Genomic DNA, 20,977 nt, shown 5'->3' on the forward strand with positions numbered 1-20,977 from the left:
ATCCGGGGAGGCGGCCGTCGTGCTCTTGATGGTGTCATGATTATCCAGTTGACATGCGTTCTACTTACTGAGAGTGAGATTCGCATGTGCGGTCCTGGAGGAAGATCACTCGGGGTCGTCCTGGAGATCGAACCTAGAGATCAGGGAAGAGCGGCACATCGATCAGGAGCGGGCCGGTCGGCTCGGTCGCTCTCGTCGCCGGGTCGGTGCCCGCGGCCGTGTTCGCCTCGGCGGTCAGCGCGTCGGCGTCCGCCTCGGCGACCGGCAGGTTACGGCGTTCCAGCAGCTCCCGGACGCGGACGTGGTGGACGACCGGGGTCACGGCGGTGATGTGCCGGATCAGCGTGGTGAAGAACTGCGGCGCGGCCACGTCCGCGGGCACGACGTCGTGGCGCACCCGCACCCCCGACGGCGCGAGCGCCGGGCCGGCGGCCGGGCCGTCGGCGATGTCGTCCCACTCGACGAGGACGAGGGCCGTCGCGGTGTAGCCGCCGCTGTCGGCACCCACGCCCACGCCGCCCGGCACGCCCGCGCCCGCGCGCAGCTTGCGGATCATGTCGATGGTCCGTTCGAACGCGTCCGGTTCGGTGTCGAGGATCGTCGAGCGCTGCACGAACAGGAAGCCGACCGCAGCCAGCGGGTAGCGTCCCCGCAGGTTCCCGGCGTCCCCGTAGGCCTCCTCGAAACGGTTCGGCAGGTTCTTCCCGAACGACGAGACCTGCGCCTTCGTGCTGATCAGAAGCTCGGGGCCGCGCTCCCAGCGGGAGATCACGACGTCGACCTGCTTGTCGTAGGCGCGCCCGAGGATCACCGCGTCTGCCGGTGTCACCGCCGGCATCGCGCCCACCCGGGCGCGCACCTCGTCGGCCAGCGCCTTCGGCAGCTTGTCGAGCAGCACGGCCACGTCACGCGGCAGCACCCTCGGCTGGCTGGCCCTCGGCCAGACCTCGTCGGCACCGAACCCGGCGCGGCGCAGCTCGTGGGCGATCCAGGCGTCGATCCCCTTGGCGAACGCGCCGCTCTCGGACGCCTCGCCGCCGCGCACCGGCTGGGTCAGCAGCTCACCGAGCAGGCCGTAGTCGGGTGCGTAGCACGGTCGCGCGCCAGCGGTGTGCCGCCACGGATCCGTCGGGGGATGACGGGCGAGCACCGGCTCGTAGGCGACGAGCTTGTCCGGGCGGCGGCTCACGCGGGGCCGCCACCCGAGCGTTCCGGGTCCGGACGTGGCGCATCCGCACGGCCCGGGTCCGGGCGTTGCGGGGCGGCGCGTTGCGGGTCCGGGTGGCTCGGGTCCGCGCGGCGGCTCGGGCCCGCACGGCCCGCGCGGGCATGGCGGCGAGACCACAGGGCGTGACGGGCGGCCACGATCTGTTCGATGGCAGCGGGGCCCAGCCCGGCCCCGCCGACGAGCAGCACCTCGTCCACGCCCGCCACCGCGTCGGTGAGCCGTCCCGCGGCCAGCGCGCGCAGCACGCCGCGGCGGGCCGCGGACAGTTGCGGTCGCAGCCGTTCGAGCAGCTCCGGGGCGGGTACCAGCAGCCGGGCCGCCTCCCGCGGCTCGAGTTTGAGCATGCCGCCGCCGTAGGCGCGCCCGACCGTCTCGGCGGCGAGCATCGTCACGGAGTTCAGCGCAGCCAGCGGCAGCAGGTCCCGTCCGGTACGCCGGTGTTCGGGGGCGAGGACGACCCCGTGGACGGAGTTCAGGTGCGCCACCCCGGCCCGGTTGGTCGCCAGCTGCGGGGTGTCCGCGTTCATGTAGGTCAGCAGCAGGTCCGCCGGCGTGACCGGGAGGGGGACCTGCCACCAGGGGCTGCGGATCCGGCACTTGTACGCCAGGTCGACCTCGTTACGTTCGCCCGCCGCGATGTAGGCCCGGGCCGCCGGGGACGGCCGCGGCCCCGGCCGGAACAGCAGGGTCGCCAGGCCGGTGTCGGTCAGCCGCTGCCAGTCGCTGGTCCGTAGCGTGAGGGCCCGCAGGTGCCGGGAGCCCGGCGGCGAGATCGGAACGAGCTCGTCGTCGCCGAGGCCGAGCGCGTCCGCCCGCTCCCGGCTGAGTGCGAAGTAGCGGTTGTTGCCCGTCACCGCGCCGAGCGTCGTGCGGCCCCAGGTCGCCAGCGTCCCGAAGAGGCCGGCGATGGTGAGCTCGAGCATGGCCTGCCGGGCGGCGACGCTGATCAGCGCTGGCATCCAGGAGGCCTGCGGCTCGGGCGCCGGTGTACCCGCGCCCGCCGCCGGGTGCACGACCACCGCCGCGGCCGTGACGGCTGCCGGCGACGCAATCGCTGCCGAGGGAGCGATCACTGTCGGGGAAGCGATCGCTGTCGGGGGTACGGCCGCTGCCAGTGGCCCGTCAGCCGCGGAGGGCCCGGTAACCGCCGGCGGCCCGTCAGCCGCCGGGGTGCCAGCCGTGGTCGGCACCAGGAGCGCGGGCCGGCTCACCGCCGCCAGCCGGCGCACATCCGCGGGCAGGCCCACACCCGTAGGCAGGCCCGGTGCCCGCTGGCGCGCCACGCCGCCGGCCGGGCCCACGGCCCGCTCCGCGGGCTGGTCCCTGTCGAACGGGCTTCCCCCGCACGGTGTCGTGCCGCCGGCCGGGCCCRCGGTGTGCCCGGCCCCGGTGGCGGCGAGTTCGGCCAGGTCGCGCACCTGGTGGACGTCGAAGCGGTCGGCCGGCCCGGTGCCCTCCGCGAGCAGCAGCAGGACCTCTTCCTGCACCCCGGGGAAGACCCGCTCGGTGAACAGCACGAGCTGGACGTGCCGGAAGCGTTCCAGCAGGAACTGCCGGACGGGCGCGGCGTAGTTCACCGCCAGCAGCTCGGCCGGGAGCACCAGGCCGAGACGTCCGGCCGGGCGCAGGAACCGGGCCGCGTGCACGGTGAACGCGGCCCACGAGCTGGCCAGGTTGGTCAGGCGGACACCGGCCTGCCCGGCGGCGACCTGGGCGCGCCCGCGGGCTTCGCCGTGGAACTTCTGGTATCGCACGTACGGCGGGTTGCCCACGACGGCGTCGAAGTCGGGCTGCGCCGGCACGGCGAAGAAGTCGGCAACGGTGATCTCGGCCCGTTCGCCGCTCGCCGTCACGGCCATGGCTGCCGCGGACGCGGTCGGCGCGTGCAGTTCGATGCCGTGCAGCTGGACGCGGTACGGCAGGCCGCCCTGGCGGTTGCCGCGGGGCTGGCCCGCCTCGCCGCCCTCGCCGCCGAGGTTGCCCGTGTTGCCAGGCTCGTCACGGCCTCTCTCGTCACGGCCAGGCTCGTCACGGCCACCGTCATGGGACCGGTCGCCATGGTTGTCGCAGCCAGGGTGGCGGTCGAGGTTGCTGTCGGGCTGGTGGCCGGCGGCGTCGAGCGCCCGCAGCCGGCGGGCGGCCGCCAGCAGGAACGCCGCCTCACCGCAGGCGGGCTCGAGAACGCTGTCCCGCCGGTCGCGGAGCGCCCAGGTGACGATATGATCACAAAGCGCCGCCGGCGTGAAGAAGGCACCGCGAATCTTACGGTGGGTGACCGAATCCGTGACGCTGGTCGCTCCCCGGGCGGCCGGGAGCGCGGTTCTGCCCGACGACGGGCCTTCGGCCGTCCCGGGCCCGCCGGTGACATCGGGGGCGCGGGCCGTCTCGGAGGTCGGGGTTGCCACGTCCGAAACCCTAGAACCCGGCGCCGACGGTTCGTCCGGCGCGTCGTCCCGACTCCGCATTCATTCCGTACGGACCGCTCTCGTCCGAGCGGGTGTGGGACGTCCGACGTGCCGCTCCGGGTCCGCCTGCGGCTGGGGCACATGCGCCGCTGTGGGGGCTTGGTCAACCGTGCCTGTTCCGGCCCCCACCCGGGGCCGGGGCGCACACGCGGGTGTGGGCGACTTCACCGGGCCGTCCGGCTCCCTGGCTGGCGGTTGCGGTGGGTTACCTGGGATGTTGTGGCATCACCCGGTGCGTGAGGTATGTAGTGGACTTCCTTGCCCGGAGGGCTCCCGCCGTGGCCGGTAGCCGTGTAGCGTCTTCCATGGCCAAGTTCGGTAGTTGACGTCTACAAGGGGCGGCGACGACGAACGCTGACGCGGGAGAAGCAGAATTCTTCTGCGGCAGACGGTCCGGGGCCCGCGCGGTGTGGGTCCTGACTGCACCAGCAGGGAGAACGGCACGTGGCTCAGGGCACGGTGAAGTGGTTCAACTCGGAGAAGGGCTTCGGCTTCATCTCCGTGGACGGTGGCGGTTCGGACGTCTTCGTCCACTACAGCGCAATTGACATGGACGGCTACAAGAGCCTGGAAGAGGGGCAGCGGGTCGAGTTCCAAGTGACCCAGGGTCAGAAGGGTCCGCAGGCTGACGCCGTTCGTGTCGTCGTCTGAGCCACGTACGGACGTAACTCCGAGATATCTTCCACAGTCATAGGACGAGGGCCCGCCATCTGTTGTCAGGGGCGGGCCCTCGTTGCTTGTCGGCGCGTGTAGGCGGTTCGGGGTTCGGTGAATCACCACCAATCATCGCGAATTGCGCCGCCGATTCGTTTTCCGCGCTTTCCGGCTTCGCGCCTGCCAGGCCGGTGGCGGTCGGCTACCCGCGCGGATCCCGGCCGAGTGTCCGTGGACCGCGGATGATGTCTGTTATGCCCGATCCCACCCGGATCGTCCACTGACGCCGATGCCGACCAGAATATTTGTTCACCTTTTGTCGCGGGCGTGCGCCAGAGAAACGTCTTCGCCCTGATAGCGTCGTCTCGACGGTGTGTTCGTTGCCATCGAGCGACACCGCGATTCTGTTTTCCGGAACCAATCGTGTTAACTGTCCGATCCTGTCGGACGTTTCCGTCGTATCGTGACAGGAATCACATCCGGTCGGGTCGCGTCACATCGAGTGAAAACGGCGTTCTCGGGACGCCTGACAGCGGGCGGATTCCCCGGTTTTCACCGCGGCTGTGTTGYCGGCGGCGCCACGGCTGAATCCTCCCCCGGTATGCCGATCCGGCCTGCCGCCGTCCTGCCGGCCGCGGTCCGCCGTCCGGCCGGGCCTACCGTCGCACCTGGTCATGGGACACCAGCAGTTCGGCGATCTGGAGGGTGTTGAGCGCCGCGCCCTTGCGCAGATTGTCACCGCAGACGAACAGAGCCAGTTCGTGCGGATCGTCCAGGGACTGCCGGACGCGGCCGACCCAGGTCGGGTCGGTACCGACGACGTCCGCCGGAGTGGGGAACTCGCCAGCCGCCGGATCGTCCAGCACGGCCACACCCGGCGCCGCGCGCAGCACGGCCCGCGCGGCATCCGCCGTGACCGGCCGCGCGAACCACGCGTGCACGGCTACCGCATGGGTCGTGACGACGGGCACCCGCACACAGGTCGCGGACACCTTCAGCCCGGGAAGCCCGAGGATCTTCCGGGACTCGTTGCGGATCTTCGTTTCCTCGGACGACCAGCCGCCGTCCTTCAGCGAACCGGCCCACGGCACGACGTTGAGCGCGAGCGGGGCCGGGAACGGGCCGAGCCCGTCCGCGCCGACCGCCTTGCGGACGTCGCCCGCGTTCCGGCCGAGGTCACGGTCGCCCGCGACCGCGGCAAGCTGGGCGTAGAGGGTGTCGACACCGGCCTGGCCGGCCCCGCTGGCCGCCTGGTAGGACGTCGCGACCAGGGACTGAAGGCCGAAGGCACGGTGCAGCGCGCCGAGTGCGACGATCATCGACAGCGTCGTGCAGTTCGGGTTGGCGATGATCCCGCGCGGTCGGTCGGCAACCGCGTCCGCGTTCACCTCGGGAACGACGAGGGGGACGTCCGGATCCATCCGGAACGCCCCTGAGTTGTCGACCGCGACCGCCCCGTGGGCGGCGGCGATCGGCGCCCACCGCGCCGAGATCTCGTCCGGCACGTCGAACATGGCGATGTCGACACCGTCGAAGGCCTCCGGCGCGAGCGTGAGCACCTCGACGTCCTCGCCGCGGACCCGCAGCCGGCGCCCGGCGGAGCGGGCCGAGGCGATCAGGCGGATCTCGCCCCAGATGTCGGGACGTTCGTCCAGCAACGACAGCATCACCGTGCCCACGGCACCGGTCGCCCCGACCACCGCCAGCGTCGGCCGCCGGGCCGAGCCCGCCGAGCCCGCCGAGGTGGCCGGCAGCGGACCAGCCGGTGCCGCCGCCGTGGTCGCCGTGGTCGCCGTTTCGTGCGCTCCGCCGGTCATCGGCCGGTGCCCGCGTAGACGACGGCCTGGCCGTTGGGGTCGCCGAGCTCGAACGCGCCGTGGACGGCCCGCACCGCGACCGGCAGGTCGGTGTCCCGGATGACCACCGAGATCCGGATCTCCGAGGTGGAAATGATCTCCACGTTGACCCCGGCGTCGGCCAGCGCCCCGAAGAAGCGGGCCGACACCCCCGGATGCGATTTCATCCCCGCGCCGACCAGGGAGAGTTTGCCGATGTGGTCGTCGTACAGGGTCCGTTCGAACCCGATCTCCGCACGGACCTTCTCCAGCGCGTTCAGGGCGTTACGGCCGTCGGTTTTCGGCAGGGTGAAGGAGATGTCGGTCCGGCCGCTGCCGGCGACCGACCCGACCTGGACAATCATGTCGAGGTTGACGTCGGCGTCGGCGACCGCCCGGAACACCGCGGCGGCGACCCCGGGCTTGTCCGGGCAGCCGACCACGGTCACCTTCGCCTCCCCCTTGTCGTGCGCGACTCCCCGGATGATGGCCTGTTCCACCAGCTCTGCCTCCGCAATCTCGGTGACCCACGTCCCCGGCCGTGACGAGAACGACGAACGGACGTGCACGGGGACTGTGTAGCGGCGTGCGTACTCGACGCATCGGAGCATGAGTACCTTGGCCCCGCAGGCCGCCATCTCCATCATCTCCTCGTAGGAGATGCGTTCGATACGGCGGGCGTCCGGCACGATTCGCGGGTCGGCGGTGAAGACGCCGTCCACGTCGGTGTAGATCTCACAGAAGTCGGCGTCCAGAGCGGCCGCGAGCGCGACGGCGGTCGTGTCCGAGCCGCCCCGGCCGAGCGTTGTCACGTCCTTGGTGTCCTGGCTGACGCCYTGGAAACCGGCGACGATCGCGATGGCGCCCTCGTCCAGGGCGCTTCGGATGCGCCCCGGGGTGACATCGATGATGCGGGCCCGGCCGTGCACCGAGTCGGTGATCACCCCGGCCTGGGAGCCGGTGAAGGAACGGGCCTCGGCACCCAGGTTCGAGATGGCCATGGCCAGCAGCGCCATGGAGATGCGTTCACCGGCGGTGAGCAGCATGTCGAGCTCGCGGGCCGGGGGGAGCGGCGCGACCTGCTCGGCGAGGTCGAGCAGGTCGTCGGTGGTGTCACCCATCGCGCTCACCACCACGACCACGTCGTCGCCGCGGCGGCGCTGGGCCACGATCCGCTCGGCGACCCGTTTGATCCGGTCGGCGTCCGCCACGGAGGAGCCACCGAACTTCGCCACGACGAGCGCCATGGGTCCCAGGTTACTTGGGACCCATGGCGGCCCGTCCCGTCGCTCGGGGAGGCGCCGGTTCCATGTGCCGCTTCGCCGGAGGTGAAAGCGTGATTGTGTCGCTTTTGGCCCCTGGAGGCCGGGATGCGGGAAGAGCTGCGGTCATCGACGGATCGTGCCGGCGGCAGGACCTACCATGTACAAATCCCGACCTGCTGTGGGCCGGGTGACCACGCGTGTGCGAGGGTTCTCCAGGAATCCATTGTCGGACATCGGTCGGGACGACCCGCCAGCAGACGGAGCCCGATCGGAAGGGATGACTGCACATGGCCATCAGCCTTGCCAAGGGTGGCAACGTCAGCCTCACCAAGCAGGCGGCCGAGGCGGGCACGCCCCAGCTCACCGCGCTCACCGTCGGGCTTGGATGGGACGCCCGCACCACCACCGGAACCGACTTCGACCTGGACGCCTCCGCCATCGGTGTGAAGGCCGACGGCAAGGTCCTCAGCGACCAGTACTTCATCTTCTTCAACAATCTGAAGTCCCCGGACGGCGCCATCCAGCTCACCGGAGACAACCTCACCGGCGCGGGGGAGGGGGACGACGAGTCGATCGTCATCACCCTCGGCCAGGTGCCGGCCGAGATCGACAAGATTGTCGTCCCGGTGTCGATTTACGGCGCGCAGGAGCGGCAGCAGAACTTCGGCCAGGTGCGCAACGCCTACATCCGCGTCGTCGACCAGACCGGCACCGAACTGGTCCGTTACGACCTGTCCGAGGACTATTCCACCGAGACGGTCGTCATCTTCGGCGAGGTCTACCGGAACGGCGCCGAATGGAAGTTCCGCGCGGTCGGCCAGGGACACAACGACCTCAGCGGCCTCGCCCGTGACCACGGTGTCAACGTCTGAGAGCACCGACGTCTGAGAGCACCGATGTCCGGGGGCACCGATGTCCGGGGGCACCGACGTACGAGGGGCCCGACGTCCGGGCCCTGTCGGTCGGCGGGCTGCCCGTCGAAGCCCGGTAGGTGCCGGTCGGAGCTGGGAACATCGGGGACATGACACCGACGATGATCGGTTGGCAGGTCGCCACACCGGCTCCGGCCGCGGCCCGGCCGCTGCGCCGGGCGCTCGTCCCGGTACCCGAACCGGCCGTCGGCCAGGTTCGGCTGCGGGTCGCGGCCTGCGGTGTCTGCCGCACCGACCTGCATCTCGCCGAAGGCGACCTGCCGCCACGCCGGCCCGGCACCATCCCCGGGCACGAGGTCGTCGGCTACGTCGACGCGCTCGGTGACGACGTCGACGGGGCTGCCATCGGTGACCGCCTCGGCATCGCCTGGCTGCGGGAGACCGACGGCGCTTGCGGCTACTGCCGGCGCGGCGCGGAGAACCTGTGCCCGGCGTCCCGCTACACCGGCTGGGACGCCGACGGTGGCTATGCCGAGTACGCCGTCGTCCGCGCCGACTACGCCTACCAGCTGCCGGCCGGCTATTCCGACGGGGAGCTGGCGCCGTTGCTGTGCGCGGGCATCGTCGGCTTCCGGGCGCTGCGCCGGGCGGAGCTGCCGCCCGGCGGCCGGCTGGGGATCTACGGTTTCGGCGCGTCGGCCCACCTGGCCGCGCAGGTGGCGCTGGCGGAGGGAGCGCGGGTGCACGTCATGACCCGGTCCGAGGCGGCCCGCCAGCTCGCGCTCTCGCTCGGCGCGTCGTCGGCGTCCGGTGCCTATGAGGCACCGCCGGAGCCGCTGGACGCCGCGGTCCTCTTCGCCCCGGTCGGCGATCTGGTGCCGGTCGCGCTGCGTGCCCTCGACCGGGGCGGGACGCTGTCGATCGCCGGCATCCACCTCTCCGACGTGCCGGTACTGAACTACCAACAGCATCTGTTCCAGGAACGCTCCGTACGCAGCACAACCGCGAACACCCGAGCGGACGGCCACGAGTTCCTGGAGATCGCCGGCCGGCACCGCCTGGCGGTCACGATCACGCCTTATCCGCTCGACCGCGCTGACGACGCGCTCGTCGACCTGGCTGCGGACCGGGTCAACGGCGCCGCGGTGCTGTTCCCGTCCGGCTGAGCGTGTCCATCCGGCTGAGCGTCCCGTCCGCCTGAGCGTTCCGTCCGGCTGGCGCATGGCGGCCGCCGGTCAGGAGCGTTTTCTGGACGTGGTGAGCCGGCGTTCGGCGGAGCTGAACAGGTCGGACACCTCCCGGCTGAGATAGCCGATGGTGCCGCGGCCGATCTGCCGGCGGCGCAGGATGCCGGCCGCGACAAGCTCTTCGGCCGCAGCCCGGGCCGTCCGCGGCGGGACGTCCAGCCGCCGCGCCGCGCTCACCTCCGTGAGCACCGGGGATTCGGGCAGGGCCGCCAGCAGCTGGTCGGACAYGGACGGCTCCCACGGTTTGTTCCGAAACACGGTCGTTCGGTTACGGAAAGCCGACAGTCGGACGTCCCAGGAGCGGCGCAGCGCAGCCAGTTCCACGGTGAACCTGCGGGTCTCCTCAACAGCGGCGGCAGCGGCGTCCAGGAAGAAGGTGAGCCACTGGCGCAGTGCCGCGTGGGCGGCCGCGCTGTCCGGCGGGCCGTCATGACAGAAAGCGGTCAGCGCCGCCACGTACTCGTCCGACCGGGTCATGAAGACGAGGCTGATCGGCAGCACGGCCGGGCCGAGCAGCCCCCGCCGGGCCAGCAGCGCGTGGATGAGCGCGCGGCCGACCCGTCCGTTGCCGTCGGCGAACGGCTGGATCGTCTCGAACTGCGCGTGGACAAGCCCGGCCAGGATCAGGGCCGGATGCCGCCCGTCGGACGCGTACGTGGCAAGGTCGGCCAGCAGCCCCTCGACGGCGGACGCGGGCGGCGGCACGAAGGCGGCGTCGAGCGGGTTCCACTCGCTTCCGCCCAGCCAGGTCTGCACGGTTCGCGGGCCGATGCCGGAGTGTTCCGGCAACAGGGTGCGCTGCAGGTCGACGATGCCGTCCACCGTGATCGTCCTGCCCTGGGCGGCATCGGTGACCGCCTGGCGGAGCGTGGCGATGGTGTGGGCGACTTCGCGGGCGCTGACGCTGAAACCCTCGATGGCCGTGCCAGCGGCGACCGTGGCGGCTGTGGCGGTCGTGGCGGCTGTGGCGGCGAACTCCGCCAGGGCGACCTGCTGCGGGGCGACGCGGATGCCCTCCATCCGGGCCGATCCGATGGCCTCCGAGCGGAGCAGGAAGCCGGCCGCCCGCTCCAGGCTCACCGTGGCCGTGCCGCGCAGCGCACGGATACTGGCCTCGATGGCGGTGGCCCGGGAGAGCAGATCCCTCGGGAAAGCCGGTGGGCTGGCGGCGAGCGGGTCGGGGCAGTAGGGACGGTACACGCCCACCCGGCGTCCACGTGCCGGCGCGGCCGGATCCGGGGACCACAGCTGCTCCCCGTATCGACCCATCGCCGGATTCCTTTGTTTTCAGTGTTTTTGTTTCGGTGTTTTCAGCATGCCAGCAGCGGCGGTACGACCAGTGGGACGTATGAATTGCCTGGAAGAGGTGAATGACCGGGCGCGGGGCCGGGGCGTGGGCCGTACGGCGAGCGCCGCACGGCGAGCAGGAGCCAGCCGGGCCTTCACGGCCGTGCCGGTCTGCTCCGGCTCAGCAGGTGCAGCAGCCCACCGGCGGCCGTGCTGAGCGCGGCGGCGACGAGCACGTCCCGGGGCAGCAGATCGGTGGACTCCCGCTGGATACGCCCGTGGAAGCGGTCGAAGCGGCGCGGCCACGGGCTGCGTCCGACAAAGTAGATACCGATCTTGTCAGTGTCGGGCAGGCAGGCCCCGCTCATGCCCGCCAGGAGCGCGAGGCGGCGTCCCGGCGGCGCCGCCGCGGTCAGGATGCCCATGGCGACCAGCCCGGCCACACCGTCGCGGCGGGCCACCGGAACCCAGCTTCGGCCCGGCCCGGCTCCCCAGTGCGGCACCATGTCCATGGCGAGGTGGGAGACGAATCCGGCGGCAAATGCGGGAAGAGGCCGACGCAGTGCGGTGCCGATCAGTGCTCCGGCGCCCACGTGCGCACTTATGATCATTGGTCGTGTGCTCCTGACCTTCATGGGATCTCGTGACGGTTTCCGGTGGTCACGTTGTCCGGCCAGAACAACGTATGCACCGGTCACGGGTATCTGGCGGCATGCGTGTGCTGAGGAGGATCACACCGGCGCGTCCGGCCACCGTCCGTTCGGGGAACTGACGGGTTCGGGTGAGGATCCGGCCTTACGGGCCCTCCTGAACGGTGTCGTTCGGACAGCCTTCGTCCGGCTTCGTCCGAAGGATTATCCAGACGTGCGTCAGGACGACTGTCTAGGCGACGACGCGGCGGCCTTCAAAGGCGCGGCCAAGGGTCACCTCGTCCGCCCATTCCAGGTCTCCGCCCATGGGCAGGCCGCTGGCCAGCCGGGTGACCTTCAGACCCATGGGAGCGATCTGCCGGGCCAGATAGGAAGCGGTGACCTCGCCCTCGGTGTTCGGATCGGTCGCGAGAATCAGTTCGGTCACCGTTCCGTCGGCAAGACGGGCGATCAGCTCCCGGATGTGCAGATCGTCGGGGCCGACCCCGCCGATCGGATTGATCGCCCCGCCGAGAACGTGGTAGCGCCCACGGAACTCCCGGGTCCGTTCGACGGCGACGACGTCCTTTGGCTCCTCGACGACACAGATCTGCGCCGGATCGCGACGGTGGTCGGCGCAGATCCGGCACAGTTCCGCCTGCGCGACGTTGAAGCACGTCCGGCAGAAGCGGACCTTGTCCTTGATCTCGTTCAGCGTGGCCGCCAGCCGCCGCACGTCCACCGGGTCGGCGGAAAGCAGGTGGAAGGCGATCCGTTGCGCGCTTTTCGGGCCGATGCCGGGCAGCCGGCCGAGTTCGTCGATCAGATCCTGGACGATCCCCTCGTACATCGTCACCGACCCGTCCCGCGGCGCGCTGTCGTGGAGCCCGCTGTTGTGGGGCCTGCTGTTGTGGGGCCCGTTGTGCCGGGGCTGGGTGTTCCGGCCATCGCCATTCTGACGGCTGTTCTTCCGGCGGGCGTTCTTCCGGCGGGCCTGGCCGGCACGTGTCCAGGCGGCACCTGCCCGCCCGCCTGCGAGTCGTTCATCGTGCGCCTGTCATCCCAGGCCGGGAGGTATCGACCCCGGGCCTGACCCGCCCGGCAGACCCGCCGGGCCACCACCAGCTCCGCCGGGACCACCGACGTCGCCGAGGCCCCCGATACCGCCAGAGCCGCCGAACCCGCCGAGGATGTCACCGAGCCCGCCGGTGACCTGGCCCATCCGTTCGGAGGCACGCCTGCGCGCGTTGTCGGCGGCGTCCCGGACCGCCGCGAGGACGAGGTCGGCAAGCGTCTCGGTGTCGGACGGATCCACCGCGGCGGGGTCGATGACGAGMTCGACCAGCTCACCCCCGCCGGTCACCGTKGCCTTCACCAGACCGCCGCCGGCGGTGCCGTCGACCCTGGCGTCGGCAAGCTCCTGCTGGGCGGTCAGCAACTCGGCCTGCATCCGCTGGGCCTGCTGAAGAAGCTGGCCGATGCTCGGCCCGGCGCCCGGCGGTATCTGCGGGTTCGACATGCCACGAGCCTACGTCCACCCACCAACCCCACCACCCGGGCCGTGCCCGAAGGCTCCCAGATCGTTTGGTGACTCCCCTGCCAGACCTCCAGGTCGAGCCCGCCACAGCGTCAACGACACGAACCGGCTGACTGCATCACTGAAAGTAGCGAATAGATCCAGTGTAAGAGCGTATTRGTAACCGGATAGGTGCGGATATGGCATCCGACGTTCGCTATGCACGCTATGCTCCCGATCAATTGCGACCGACGGGGGTCAGAATCTTGGCAGAGCCAGAATTATGGGGGACGCGTCGAGGGTTTTCGGTGCCCGAACGGCGATGCCACGGTCCGAGGAGACGGACGATGGCCTGCGACGGGAGTCCACACCTCGGTGTGACGGCATCCGGTGAACAGCGGGGAGCTCGATGCTGCCGCGCGTGCCGCGCTGCAGGCGCTTGGCCGGCCCAGGTGGTATGAGCCGGGCGAGACTTTGATGTTGCACGGTTCGGTCGCCGACGTGGTGATGCTGATCGAGCGCGGGCTCGTGAAGGTTGCCATAGCCGCTGACGATGGACGTACCACGGTGCTCGCCTACCGCGGTGCCGGAGAGGTGATCGGCGAGATGGGCGTCGTCGGTCGTGGGCCCCGGACCGCGACCGTTGTCGCGGGGGACCGGGTGCGGGTGCGCGTCATCCCAGCGTCGGTGTTCCTCAGCGAGGTGCGTAACCGACCGGAGCTGGCGGCCGGCATCATGTCCGCCTGGTTGCCCGGCTGCGTGACGCGGACCGGGAACGTGTTCTCGGACCGATGATGCCGGCGCGGGCGAGGATCGCGCGCAAGTTGCTGGAGCTTGTCGAGCAGCGTGGCCGGTCGATCGCGGACGGGGCCGTCATCGAAATCCGGCTGACCCAGCAGGATCTTGCCGCCGCGGCCGGTGTGGGCCTGCGTTCGGCGAGCCGGGAGCTGCCCGAGCTCCGCCGCCGTGGGCTGATCGACTATGCCCGTGAGCGGTTTACCGTGCTGGATCCGGTGGGTCTCGCGCGGGTCGCCAATGAGCTCAAAAGGCCAGAGTAGCCAAGCCCGAAAATGTGCCAATGGCGTAGTTGACGCCGTCAGCGCTCCGGTAGGACGCACCTGCACGCCCACTCAGGCGTGTCACTCGGCGTCGCACCACGATGATCGGATACCGCGGCCCGAGTGCGGACCCTGTAGGCGGACGGGCGCTGTCGGATGGCGTTCCGAAAGTCGTTTGGAAGGAGCCTGATGGTGCATCGGCCGGTCAACCGGCGGCTCGTGGTTGTCGACATCGAGGGCTCAAGCGAGCGTGACACCCCCACACAGGTCGACCTACGACATCGACTGAAACTGGTGGTCGAGGAGGGCCTGGACGCGGTCGGGCTGTCAGCCCGGCACGGCACCGCGCCGTCGATACAGGACCGATACGACAGTCTGCTGATCGCCATCGACCCGGCGGTGTCCCTCGCCGACCTGACCGACACCTTCCTCGACCGGCTGGCCACCGCGCTGCGGCATGACCGTAAGCGCGCCAGCCCAGCCGCGCGGATGCGACTGCGGGTCGCCATCCATGACGGCGACGTTCTCATCGACGACGGTGTCATCAGCGGCCGGCACGCGGTCGAGGTGTGCCGGCTCGTCGATGCCGATCCGCTGCACGAAGCGTTCACCGCCGCGCCGGAGGCCGATCTGGCGGTCATCGTCTCGGACCGGGTGTACCAGTCCGTGGTCGCCGAGGACTACGGCCGGGTCCCACCAAGCGCCTACCAATGYGTCGACGTGACGATCAAAAGCCTGCGGATCCGAGCCTGGATCTACGTGCCGAACGCGGACGGTTGGCGACAGCGGCCCGGCGCCCCCACCCCACCGCCCTTTCCCGGTAGGCCAGGGAAGGGCGGCGGGCAGCGGGATGCCGATACCGGACAGCGGGACGCCAATACCAGGAGGGATAGCGCCAGCGGCGACGTCATCAGCGGCAACATCGTGATCATAGGTAGTCATCTCGACCGGCCGAACATAGCTGGCCACGACATCGGCCGTGGGTATGGCGCCAACCCGTTCGACGAGGTCGACGGCGATGGCCGCTGAGGATCCGGACTCCGCTTCGTCGGGCGAACCTGGTCTGGGGTCGGTCGAACCAGCCGACGGCGGATCGTCATCCGCGGAAACCGGCTCCGAGGCCACTGCTGGCACGCCGCCTGGCGGGAAAGGCGATGAAAGGGCAGGGGATTCATCACCCCCAGCTTCCGAGCGAGGGGCTGGTGAGGCGGCTGATACGTCGAATCCCGACGACTCCGGGCCGACCTCAGGGGATACCGAGGAGGAGTTCGCCAGGCCGAGCGACCTCGAGGAGGCTGCGAGCAATTTTCACGGCCCGGTGCCTCCCGGCGGGCCAGTAGCGTTCGCCGRATCAGACGCTGGCCTCGCTGCCCACGGCGGAAGCCGAGCAGGTACTCGCGAACGTTGCACGTTCGATACTAAAATTCGCGACGCGCAAGACGAAATGAGAACGTGGTCCAGCCGACGGCTGGTAGTCCGGTCTGGATTTGTCGCGGATCTTTGAACTGCGGATCTGTTGTCGATCAATATTGTGTAAGCCGGGATCAGTTGAGATCCATTTTCTTGATCTGGCGAGCGTGGACGGCGTAGAGGAACGGTCCCGGCTGCGCGCAGGCCGCGGTGATGGCGAGCAGGTTGGTCAGCAGCCAGTCGGCCATCACCGTCCCGGGCAGGTTCTGCCGGGTGAGGTAGAAACAGCGCGCGGTGCGTGCGGACGGCCTGCTGTTCGGCGGGCCGGCGGCGGATCCGTTCGTCCTTCATGAACGCCACCCAGCCCAGCCGGGCGGTGTCGGCCCGCCAGGTGACGTCGGCGACGGTCTCGTCCTGCGGAATGCCGTCGTGCCCGGCGAGCGTGGTCAGTTCCAGGCCGACGAACGGTACCACCGCCCCGCCCGGGATGGTACGGGGCCGGACGGTCACGATCGACTTGCCGTGCACCGGCGAGCGGCGGGTGTAGCCRTAGGCCCAGGTCGTGAACGTCGAGGTCGGTACCCCCAGGTAGCGGCCGGCCTCAGCCACGGTGTACAGCGGCGTATCGAAACGCGCGGGATCGTCAACCACATCCACCTCCCAGCCTCCGGYCGATCAACGCAACCCACTGATGTCCTGGCCTGTGTCTTTGCCTGAGCGACGGAGATCATGGCCGCCGGCTTCTTTACACGGCGATGAGTTCCACGTGGATACTGGCGACCTGGGCGAGCATGTGAAGATCACCTGGGTCGGAGGTGAGGATGTCGTCTCCGTCGGCCGCCAGGCACACCACGGCCGCGTCGATCACGTCCGACTGGCCGCTGCGGGCCAGCAGCATGCCCGCCCGGCGCCCCAGGGCGTCGGTGAGCGGTGTGACGGTGACGCCGGCGAGCAGGTGGGCGACCCCGGCCTGCCGTCCCCACCCACCCCGCCAGACCTGGGCGACCACACCCCCATGCGTGACCGGCGGGCGGCCTGCCAGGCGTTCCCTCTTGACCAGGGCCACCACGCTCCGGTCACCGCGTTCGACCGCGAGGAACGCCCCGGCGTCCAGCACGAGCATCAGGCGGCTCCCCGATCACGGCCAGGTGAAGGAGGAGTATCCSTGCCTGGTGCGCCGCGCACCACGACTGCTCGGGAACGAGCCTGCCGGGCGGCATCACGCATTTCCTGCTCAGTGATCTCACCGTGTTCGGCCTCGTAGGCGGCGAGGAAGTCGTCGAGGGCCCGCAGCCGACGGTCATGGTCGGCTTTCAGGCGCAGGGCGTCGTTCACCCAGGTRCTCACACTCTCCGCATGGCCCTGCGCGACCGCTTCCTRGGYCACGGCCAGCAACTCGGCGTCCACGGAGGCCGAGAGCCGCTGCTTGACACTCATATGGATATGCTAATCCCCTCCTACGATCGTGGTAACTCCCTGGTTGAGGTTTTGTGTCGCACCGTGAGCGATATTGTACGGTACGGCATCATCCGCAAATGATCATATGGTGTGAGCCGGTTGGATGCGACCTGGGGCCGGTAGGTGTCACTTCGCAGGCTGTTCGATGATGGTGGCGCCGAGGCCGGTTCGTAGCAGGGCCATTGCGGCGTCCTCGCCCGACAGCGATCCGGTGGCCAAGGTCTCCTGGCCTCCTCCTCCCCAGGGCGACTTCGCCGACGCGGGGGAGGACACACCGGGCGCGGAGGACGCGCCGTGCTGGTTTCGGCTTTCCGGTGAGGAGCCGGCAGGCCCGGACGGGTCGTCGGCGGGGAACCACTCGTCGTCGGCCCCGTCGTAGTCGGCCTCCGGATCGGTTGCCGAGGCGGCCGATGGCGTCGCCGAGCTCGTCGCCGGACCTGCCCCCGACAGACCTCCCGGCGGTGAACCCACTGGCGACGAACCTGCCGGTGGCGTGTGCGTCTCGTTCGTGTCCTTGTTCGCGTCGCTGTTCGTGCCTCTGTTTATGTCGCTGTGAACGGTCGCAGAGGTGGGCGTGACGCTGTGTTGATATTTCTTGTCGGACGGTGCGGCGGTGTTCGGAGCCGCCTGTGCCCGTGGTGTCTGCTGCGGGACCACCCCTGAGGCCCCTGAGACCGAGTTCGGGGCCGCAGACGTCGCCGAGCCGTTCACAGGCCGGACGGCCGCCTGCCAGGCGGCAGGTGCGGCCTGGCCCCAGGACGACGACGCCGTTGGTGGCGCGGCGGCAGGGGCCACCGCAGCAGACGCTGCCGGCGAGCCGGTAGCCGTTGACGAACCGGAGGAACCAGAATCGGAGGAGCCCAAAGCCGTTGGTGGGACGGAGGGGCTGCCGGGGGCCGGCCCCGCGCCCGGGCGTGCGGCGCCCGACCAGCCGGATCCCCCGAAGCCACCCGACGGGCCGGCGCCGCCGGACGGTCCGGCGCCGCCGGATGGCGCTGCCCCCCCGGACGGCCCGCCTGACGGTCCGCCGCCCGTCGCGATGGTGACCCGCCAGGTGCCGCCGACGACCTCGGTCAGCGCGGCGCACAGGACGTCCACGTTGCTGCCCTGTCCGAACATCCGGGCGATCGGTGGCGCCGAGAAGGCCAGAACGACCTCGTCGCGGCGGACATCCGCGACCGATGCGTACTCCTGCAACAGGGCGTGTGTGGTGGCTTTGCGTGACCGGGTTGCGCGCAGCACGTCGCCCCAGACCGCACGCAGCCTGCCGGCGTCGGTTCCGTCGCCCGGCCCGCCCAGCCCGTCCGGCGGAGCCGCGGAAGGAACGGGAGTGAAGGAGCCAGCGCGGACGTCGGCTGGTGGCGGCACCTCGGCTGCGGGAGCCCAGCCAGCCGGACCGGGGGCCTGCGCCGCGGCAGCCGCGGCAGGCCGGTGCGAGGTTTGGACCGGCGCGCCGGGTCCGGCCGCGGCCGCCGTGCTGGGAACCGTTCCTCCAGGCCCAGGCCCAGGCCCAGGCCCAGGCCCAGGCCCCGCCACGTTGGCCGGAGCTGTTCTGGATGCCGGTCTGGCCGCGGCGGACGGAACTGCCGTCGGAACGCCCGGAGCCGCCGCGTCAGCAACCGCGCCCGCGGCGGCAGCCGGGCCCGCGGCAACCATGCTCGCGGCGGTGGCCGGACCTGGAAGGACGGCCGGTTGCGTGCCGGGGGCCGTACTCGCGACGCCCGTGGCGCCCGCGGCCGGGGCGGTGGCGCCACCGATGGCGGCACCGGTGACCACCCCCTGACGTTCCAGCCGTTCGATGCGGACCAGCAGTGCCGACGGATCGGAACCCGCGGCGGGCAGCAGCGCGCGCGCCAGCGTCAGTTCGAGCAGCAGCCGGGGGCTGGTCGTGCCGCGCATCTCGACCAGGCCGGTGTGAACGACGTCGGCGGCGCGGGAGAGTTCGGCCTGGCCCATCCGCGCGCACTGGTCACGCATCCGTTCGAGCTGGTCGGCCGAGTAGGTCTCCAGCAGCCCCTTGGCGGGGGCGTCCGGGACGGCCGCGAGCACGATCAGATCCCGCAGGCGTTCGAGCAGATCCATGGCGAAGCGGCGCGGGTCGTGCCCGGAGGAGACGACCTTGTCGATGACGGTGAAGGCGCTGGCGCCGTCATGCGCGGCCAGGGCGTCGACCGCCTCGTCCAGCAGGACGCCGTCGGTCAGGCCGAGCAGCGCGACCGCCCGGTCGTAGCCCAGGCTGTCCGGGCCGGCGCCGGCGAGCAGCTGGTCGAGGACGGACAGCGAGTCCCGGACCGACCCGGCGCCGGCCCGCACGACCAGCGGTAACACCGTCGGGTCGACGTCCACGCCCTCCTGCGCGCAGATCGACGTCAGATGATCGCGCAGCACGCCGGGCGGGACCAACCGGAACGCGTAGTGGTGCGTCCGAGACCGGATGGTGGCGATGACCTTGTCCGGCTCGGTGGTCGCGAACACGAACTTCAGATACGGCGGGGGCTCCTCGACGACCTTGAGCAGGGCGTTGAAGGCCGCCGCGGTGACCATGTGCGCCTCGTCCACGACGAACACCTTGAAACGCGCCGAGGCAGGCGCGAAGAACGCGCGTTCCCGCAGGTCACGGGCGTCGTCGACGAGGCCGTGGGAGGCGGCGTCGATCTCGGTGACGTCCATGCTGACCCCGGCGCGGATCGACACGCACTGGTCACAGACCCCGCACGGTTGCGGCGTCGGGCCGTCCACGCAGTTCAGGGAGGCGGCGAGGATGCGCGCGGACGACGTCTTGCCACAGCCGCGCGGCCCACTGAACAGGTAGGCGTGGTGGATGCGGCCGGTGCGCAGCGCCTGCATGAGCGCGCCGGTGACATGCTCCTGGCCGACGACCTGGGCGAAGGTCGCCGGACGGTATCGGTTGTACAGCGCACCGCTCACTGGACCTACCTCGTCGTAACCCAGGACCGCGACCTCGTGACGAAGAAGACCMCGTAACGAAGGGCGACCCCCCGCACACCCGCCAGAGCCTGCTTACCCTTGCTGCCTTCCGGCCCTGGGGGGTTTCACGAGGGTGACGCCGCACGAGGGGTCTGTCCGACAGTCTATGGCCTGCCGGGGGGATCTTCGCGGCGGGGGCACCTGCCAGCGGTGACCATTGTCCGCACGGTGAGCCCCGGCAAACTGTTCCATACCGCTCAGCGTCACGACGGCACGAGTGCGTCCCGTGCGAAGGTAGCGGCACCCGATCGCCCACGACACGCAGGAAACTCGGTGAGGTCGAGCATGAGCATCAGTATTCGCAACCAGCTCTCTGGGACTGTGACTGAAATCACTTCAGGTGAGGCGATCAGCGCCGTGAAGATTCGTCTCGCCGCAGGGCAGGAAGTGGTCGCCGCGGTGACCACCGAGGCGGTCCGGGAACTTGGCATCACCAACGGCGCGCAGGTCCAGATCCTGGTCAAGGCGACCGAGGTGTCCCTGGCCGTGGGTGAGGTGTCYGGCCTGAGCATCCGCAACCAGATCCCCGGCACGATCACCGCGATCGACCAGGGCGGGGCAATAGCCATCGTGAAGGTCGCTGTCGAAGGAGGAGAAACGATCACCTCCGCGATCACCAAGGCGGCCGTCGGCGACCTCGGCCTCGCGGCGGGCTCCGCGGTCACCGTTCTGATCAAGTCCACGGAGATCTCCATCGCCGCGCCCTGACCAGCGGTGGATCACCCGGCCCGCTGCCTCGATCGTCCCTCGGATCCGATAGTGTGGTCGACGGAGGATTCGCCTAGTGGCCTAGGGCGCACGCTTGGAAAGCGTGTTGGGGGCAACCCCTCGCGAGTTCGAATCTCGCATCCTCCGCGCGTGCTCGCTGAACTGCGTTCAGCTTCGCGGGGGCCTTATATCTGCCCGGGGGGCGACCCCCGGACCCCCGGTGCCGGGCTTCGCCCGGCCGGGGGCCATCCGCGAGCGGCCCGCTAGTGCTGTGGCCGGGTTGGTTCACCGTGTTGTGGGTCGTGCTGGCGGGGCAGGCTGGTGAGACGGTGTCCGATCCAGCTGTGTGGGGGTGTG

Annotated in this window: 18 protein-coding genes, 1 tRNA gene, 1 other RNA gene and 1 pseudogene; 8 read left to right on the plus strand and 13 right to left on the minus strand. The window is 70.5% G+C overall.

The window, feature by feature from the left end:
* Nucleotides 1-133: 133 nt before the first annotated feature.
* Entirely contained in the window at nucleotides 134-1,189 is a 1,056-nt protein-coding gene (locus tag BL254_RS17230) for a hypothetical protein (RefSeq protein ID WP_076844061.1), read from the minus strand.
* On the minus strand, nucleotides 1,186-3,633 hold the full coding sequence (locus BL254_RS27820; RefSeq protein WP_076844063.1) for an N-6 DNA methylase: 2,448 nt from the start codon (nucleotides 3,631-3,633) through the stop codon (nucleotides 1,186-1,188). Before BL254_RS27820 ends, BL254_RS17230 begins: the two co-directional genes overlap by 4 nt.
* Before the next feature lie 504 nt (nucleotides 3,634-4,137).
* On the opposite strand from BL254_RS27820, the gene BL254_RS17240 reads away from it, so the two are divergent.
* A complete protein-coding gene (locus BL254_RS17240) occupies nucleotides 4,138-4,344 on the plus strand; it encodes a cold-shock protein (RefSeq protein WP_047223059.1) in 207 nt (68 codons plus the stop codon).
* Nucleotides 4,345-5,003: 659 nt separating this feature from the next.
* Here BL254_RS17240 and BL254_RS17245 read toward each other — a convergent pair.
* Together BL254_RS17245 and BL254_RS17250 are read right to left on the minus strand one after the other, a co-directional pair.
* Nucleotides 5,004-6,164: an aspartate-semialdehyde dehydrogenase gene (locus BL254_RS17245; protein ID WP_235433494.1), complete on the minus strand. Its 1,161-nt coding sequence runs from the start codon at nucleotides 6,162-6,164 to the stop codon at nucleotides 5,004-5,006.
* Complete coding sequence (locus BL254_RS17250; protein WP_047223058.1) at nucleotides 6,161-7,429, minus strand: aspartate kinase; 1,269 nt, start codon at nucleotides 7,427-7,429, stop codon at nucleotides 6,161-6,163. Before BL254_RS17250 ends, BL254_RS17245 begins: the two co-directional genes overlap by 4 nt.
* A 305-nt stretch (nucleotides 7,430-7,734) precedes the next feature.
* Between BL254_RS17250 and BL254_RS17255 the strand changes: the two genes are divergently transcribed.
* The gene (locus tag BL254_RS17255) at nucleotides 7,735-8,319 is read left to right on the plus strand and encodes a TerD family protein (protein ID WP_013872102.1); all 585 of its coding nucleotides are present in this window, start codon (nucleotides 7,735-7,737) and stop codon (nucleotides 8,317-8,319) included.
* A 161-nt stretch (nucleotides 8,320-8,480) separates the two neighbouring features.
* Entirely contained in the window at nucleotides 8,481-9,485 is a 1,005-nt protein-coding gene (locus BL254_RS17260) for a zinc-binding alcohol dehydrogenase family protein (protein WP_047223113.1), read from the plus strand.
* 69 nt (nucleotides 9,486-9,554) lie between these two features.
* On the opposite strand, the gene BL254_RS17265 is transcribed toward BL254_RS17260, so the two are convergent.
* From BL254_RS17265 to BL254_RS17280, 4 genes are all read right to left on the minus strand, one after another.
* On the minus strand, nucleotides 9,555-10,835 hold the full coding sequence (locus BL254_RS17265) for a Fic family protein (protein WP_076844065.1): 1,281 nt from the start codon (nucleotides 10,833-10,835) through the stop codon (nucleotides 9,555-9,557).
* A 173-nt stretch (nucleotides 10,836-11,008) separates the two neighbouring features.
* Complete coding sequence (locus tag BL254_RS17270) at nucleotides 11,009-11,464, minus strand: hypothetical protein (protein WP_013872105.1); 456 nt, start codon at nucleotides 11,462-11,464, stop codon at nucleotides 11,009-11,011.
* Between the two features lie 271 nt (nucleotides 11,465-11,735).
* Nucleotides 11,736-12,332 carry a recombination mediator RecR gene (gene recR / locus BL254_RS17275; protein ID WP_043602845.1) on the minus strand — a complete coding sequence of 199 codons (597 nt, stop codon included), beginning with the start codon at nucleotides 12,330-12,332 and terminating at the stop codon, nucleotides 11,736-11,738.
* A gap of 207 nt (nucleotides 12,333-12,539) precedes the next feature.
* Nucleotides 12,540-13,001: a YbaB/EbfC family nucleoid-associated protein gene (locus tag BL254_RS17280; RefSeq protein ID WP_076844067.1), complete on the minus strand. Its 462-nt coding sequence runs from the start codon at nucleotides 12,999-13,001 to the stop codon at nucleotides 12,540-12,542.
* A gap of 387 nt (nucleotides 13,002-13,388) precedes the next feature.
* Between BL254_RS17280 and BL254_RS17285 the strand changes: the two genes are divergently transcribed.
* The 3 genes from BL254_RS17285 to BL254_RS17295 all read left to right on the plus strand — a co-directional run bounded on the left by BL254_RS17285 (nucleotide 13,389) and on the right by BL254_RS17295 (nucleotide 15,085).
* Nucleotides 13,389-13,793 carry a Crp/Fnr family transcriptional regulator gene (locus BL254_RS17285; RefSeq protein ID WP_256386257.1) on the plus strand — a complete coding sequence of 135 codons (405 nt, stop codon included), beginning with the start codon at nucleotides 13,389-13,391 and terminating at the stop codon, nucleotides 13,791-13,793.
* Nucleotides 13,790-14,056: a Crp/Fnr family transcriptional regulator gene (locus tag BL254_RS17290; RefSeq protein ID WP_052914581.1), complete on the plus strand. Its 267-nt coding sequence runs from the start codon at nucleotides 13,790-13,792 to the stop codon at nucleotides 14,054-14,056. Before BL254_RS17285 ends, BL254_RS17290 begins: the two co-directional genes overlap by 4 nt.
* A gap of 189 nt (nucleotides 14,057-14,245) precedes the next feature.
* Complete coding sequence (locus tag BL254_RS17295) at nucleotides 14,246-15,085, plus strand: hypothetical protein (RefSeq protein WP_047223054.1); 840 nt, start codon at nucleotides 14,246-14,248, stop codon at nucleotides 15,083-15,085.
* Nucleotides 15,086-15,766: 681 nt separating this feature from the next.
* Here BL254_RS17295 and BL254_RS29555 read toward each other — a convergent pair.
* From BL254_RS29555 to ffs, 5 genes and pseudogenes are all read right to left on the minus strand, one after another.
* A pseudogene (locus BL254_RS29555) lies at nucleotides 15,767-16,123 on the minus strand (hypothetical protein); the annotation flags it as partial.
* An 88-nt stretch (nucleotides 16,124-16,211) separates the two neighbouring features.
* Nucleotides 16,212-16,589, minus strand: a complete 378-nt coding sequence (locus BL254_RS17305) for a hypothetical protein (protein ID WP_052914580.1) — start codon at nucleotides 16,587-16,589, stop codon at nucleotides 16,212-16,214.
* Entirely contained in the window at nucleotides 16,589-16,903 is a 315-nt protein-coding gene (locus tag BL254_RS17310; protein WP_076844069.1) for a hypothetical protein, read from the minus strand. Before BL254_RS17310 ends, BL254_RS17305 begins: the two co-directional genes overlap by 1 nt.
* Before the next feature lie 147 nt (nucleotides 16,904-17,050).
* Entirely contained in the window at nucleotides 17,051-19,852 is a 2,802-nt protein-coding gene (locus BL254_RS17315; RefSeq protein WP_076844071.1) for a DNA polymerase III subunit gamma and tau, read from the minus strand.
* 59 nt (nucleotides 19,853-19,911) lie between these two features.
* Nucleotides 19,912-20,008, minus strand: an RNA gene (ffs, locus tag BL254_RS17320) — signal recognition particle sRNA small type.
* Between the two features lie 189 nt (nucleotides 20,009-20,197).
* Between ffs and BL254_RS17325 the strand changes: the two genes are divergently transcribed.
* Together BL254_RS17325 and BL254_RS17330 are read left to right on the plus strand one after the other, a co-directional pair.
* Nucleotides 20,198-20,620: a molybdopterin-binding protein gene (locus BL254_RS17325; protein ID WP_047223051.1), complete on the plus strand. Its 423-nt coding sequence runs from the start codon at nucleotides 20,198-20,200 to the stop codon at nucleotides 20,618-20,620.
* Between the two features lie 62 nt (nucleotides 20,621-20,682).
* Nucleotides 20,683-20,767: transfer RNA gene (locus tag BL254_RS17330), tRNA-Ser, on the plus strand.
* Nucleotides 20,768-20,977: the final 210 nt, after the last annotated feature.

The organism is Protofrankia sp. BMG5.30, from assembly GCF_001983005.1.
In the GTDB taxonomy this organism is placed as follows: domain Bacteria; phylum Actinomycetota; class Actinomycetes; order Frankiales; family Frankiaceae; genus Protofrankia; species Protofrankia coriariae.

Coding starts and splice junctions, on each gene's coding strand:
- recR (WP_043602845.1), bottom strand. CDS start 12,332: ATGTACGAGGGGATCGTCCAGGATCTGATCGACGAACTCGGCCGGCTG.
- BL254_RS17255 (WP_013872102.1), top strand. CDS start 7,735: ATGGCCATCAGCCTTGCCAAGGGTGGCAACGTCAGCCTCACCAAGCAG.
- BL254_RS17305 (WP_052914580.1), bottom strand. CDS start 16,589: ATGCTCGTGCTGGACGCCGGGGCGTTCCTCGCGGTCGAACGCGGTGAC.
- BL254_RS17260 (WP_047223113.1), top strand. CDS start 8,481: ATGATCGGTTGGCAGGTCGCCACACCGGCTCCGGCCGCGGCCCGGCCG.
- BL254_RS17270 (WP_013872105.1), bottom strand. CDS start 11,464: ATGATCATAAGTGCGCACGTGGGCGCCGGAGCACTGATCGGCACCGCA.
- BL254_RS17290 (WP_052914581.1), top strand. CDS start 13,790: ATGATGCCGGCGCGGGCGAGGATCGCGCGCAAGTTGCTGGAGCTTGTC.
- BL254_RS17245 (WP_235433494.1), bottom strand. CDS start 6,164: ATGACCGGCGGAGCGCACGAAACGGCGACCACGGCGACCACGGCGGCG.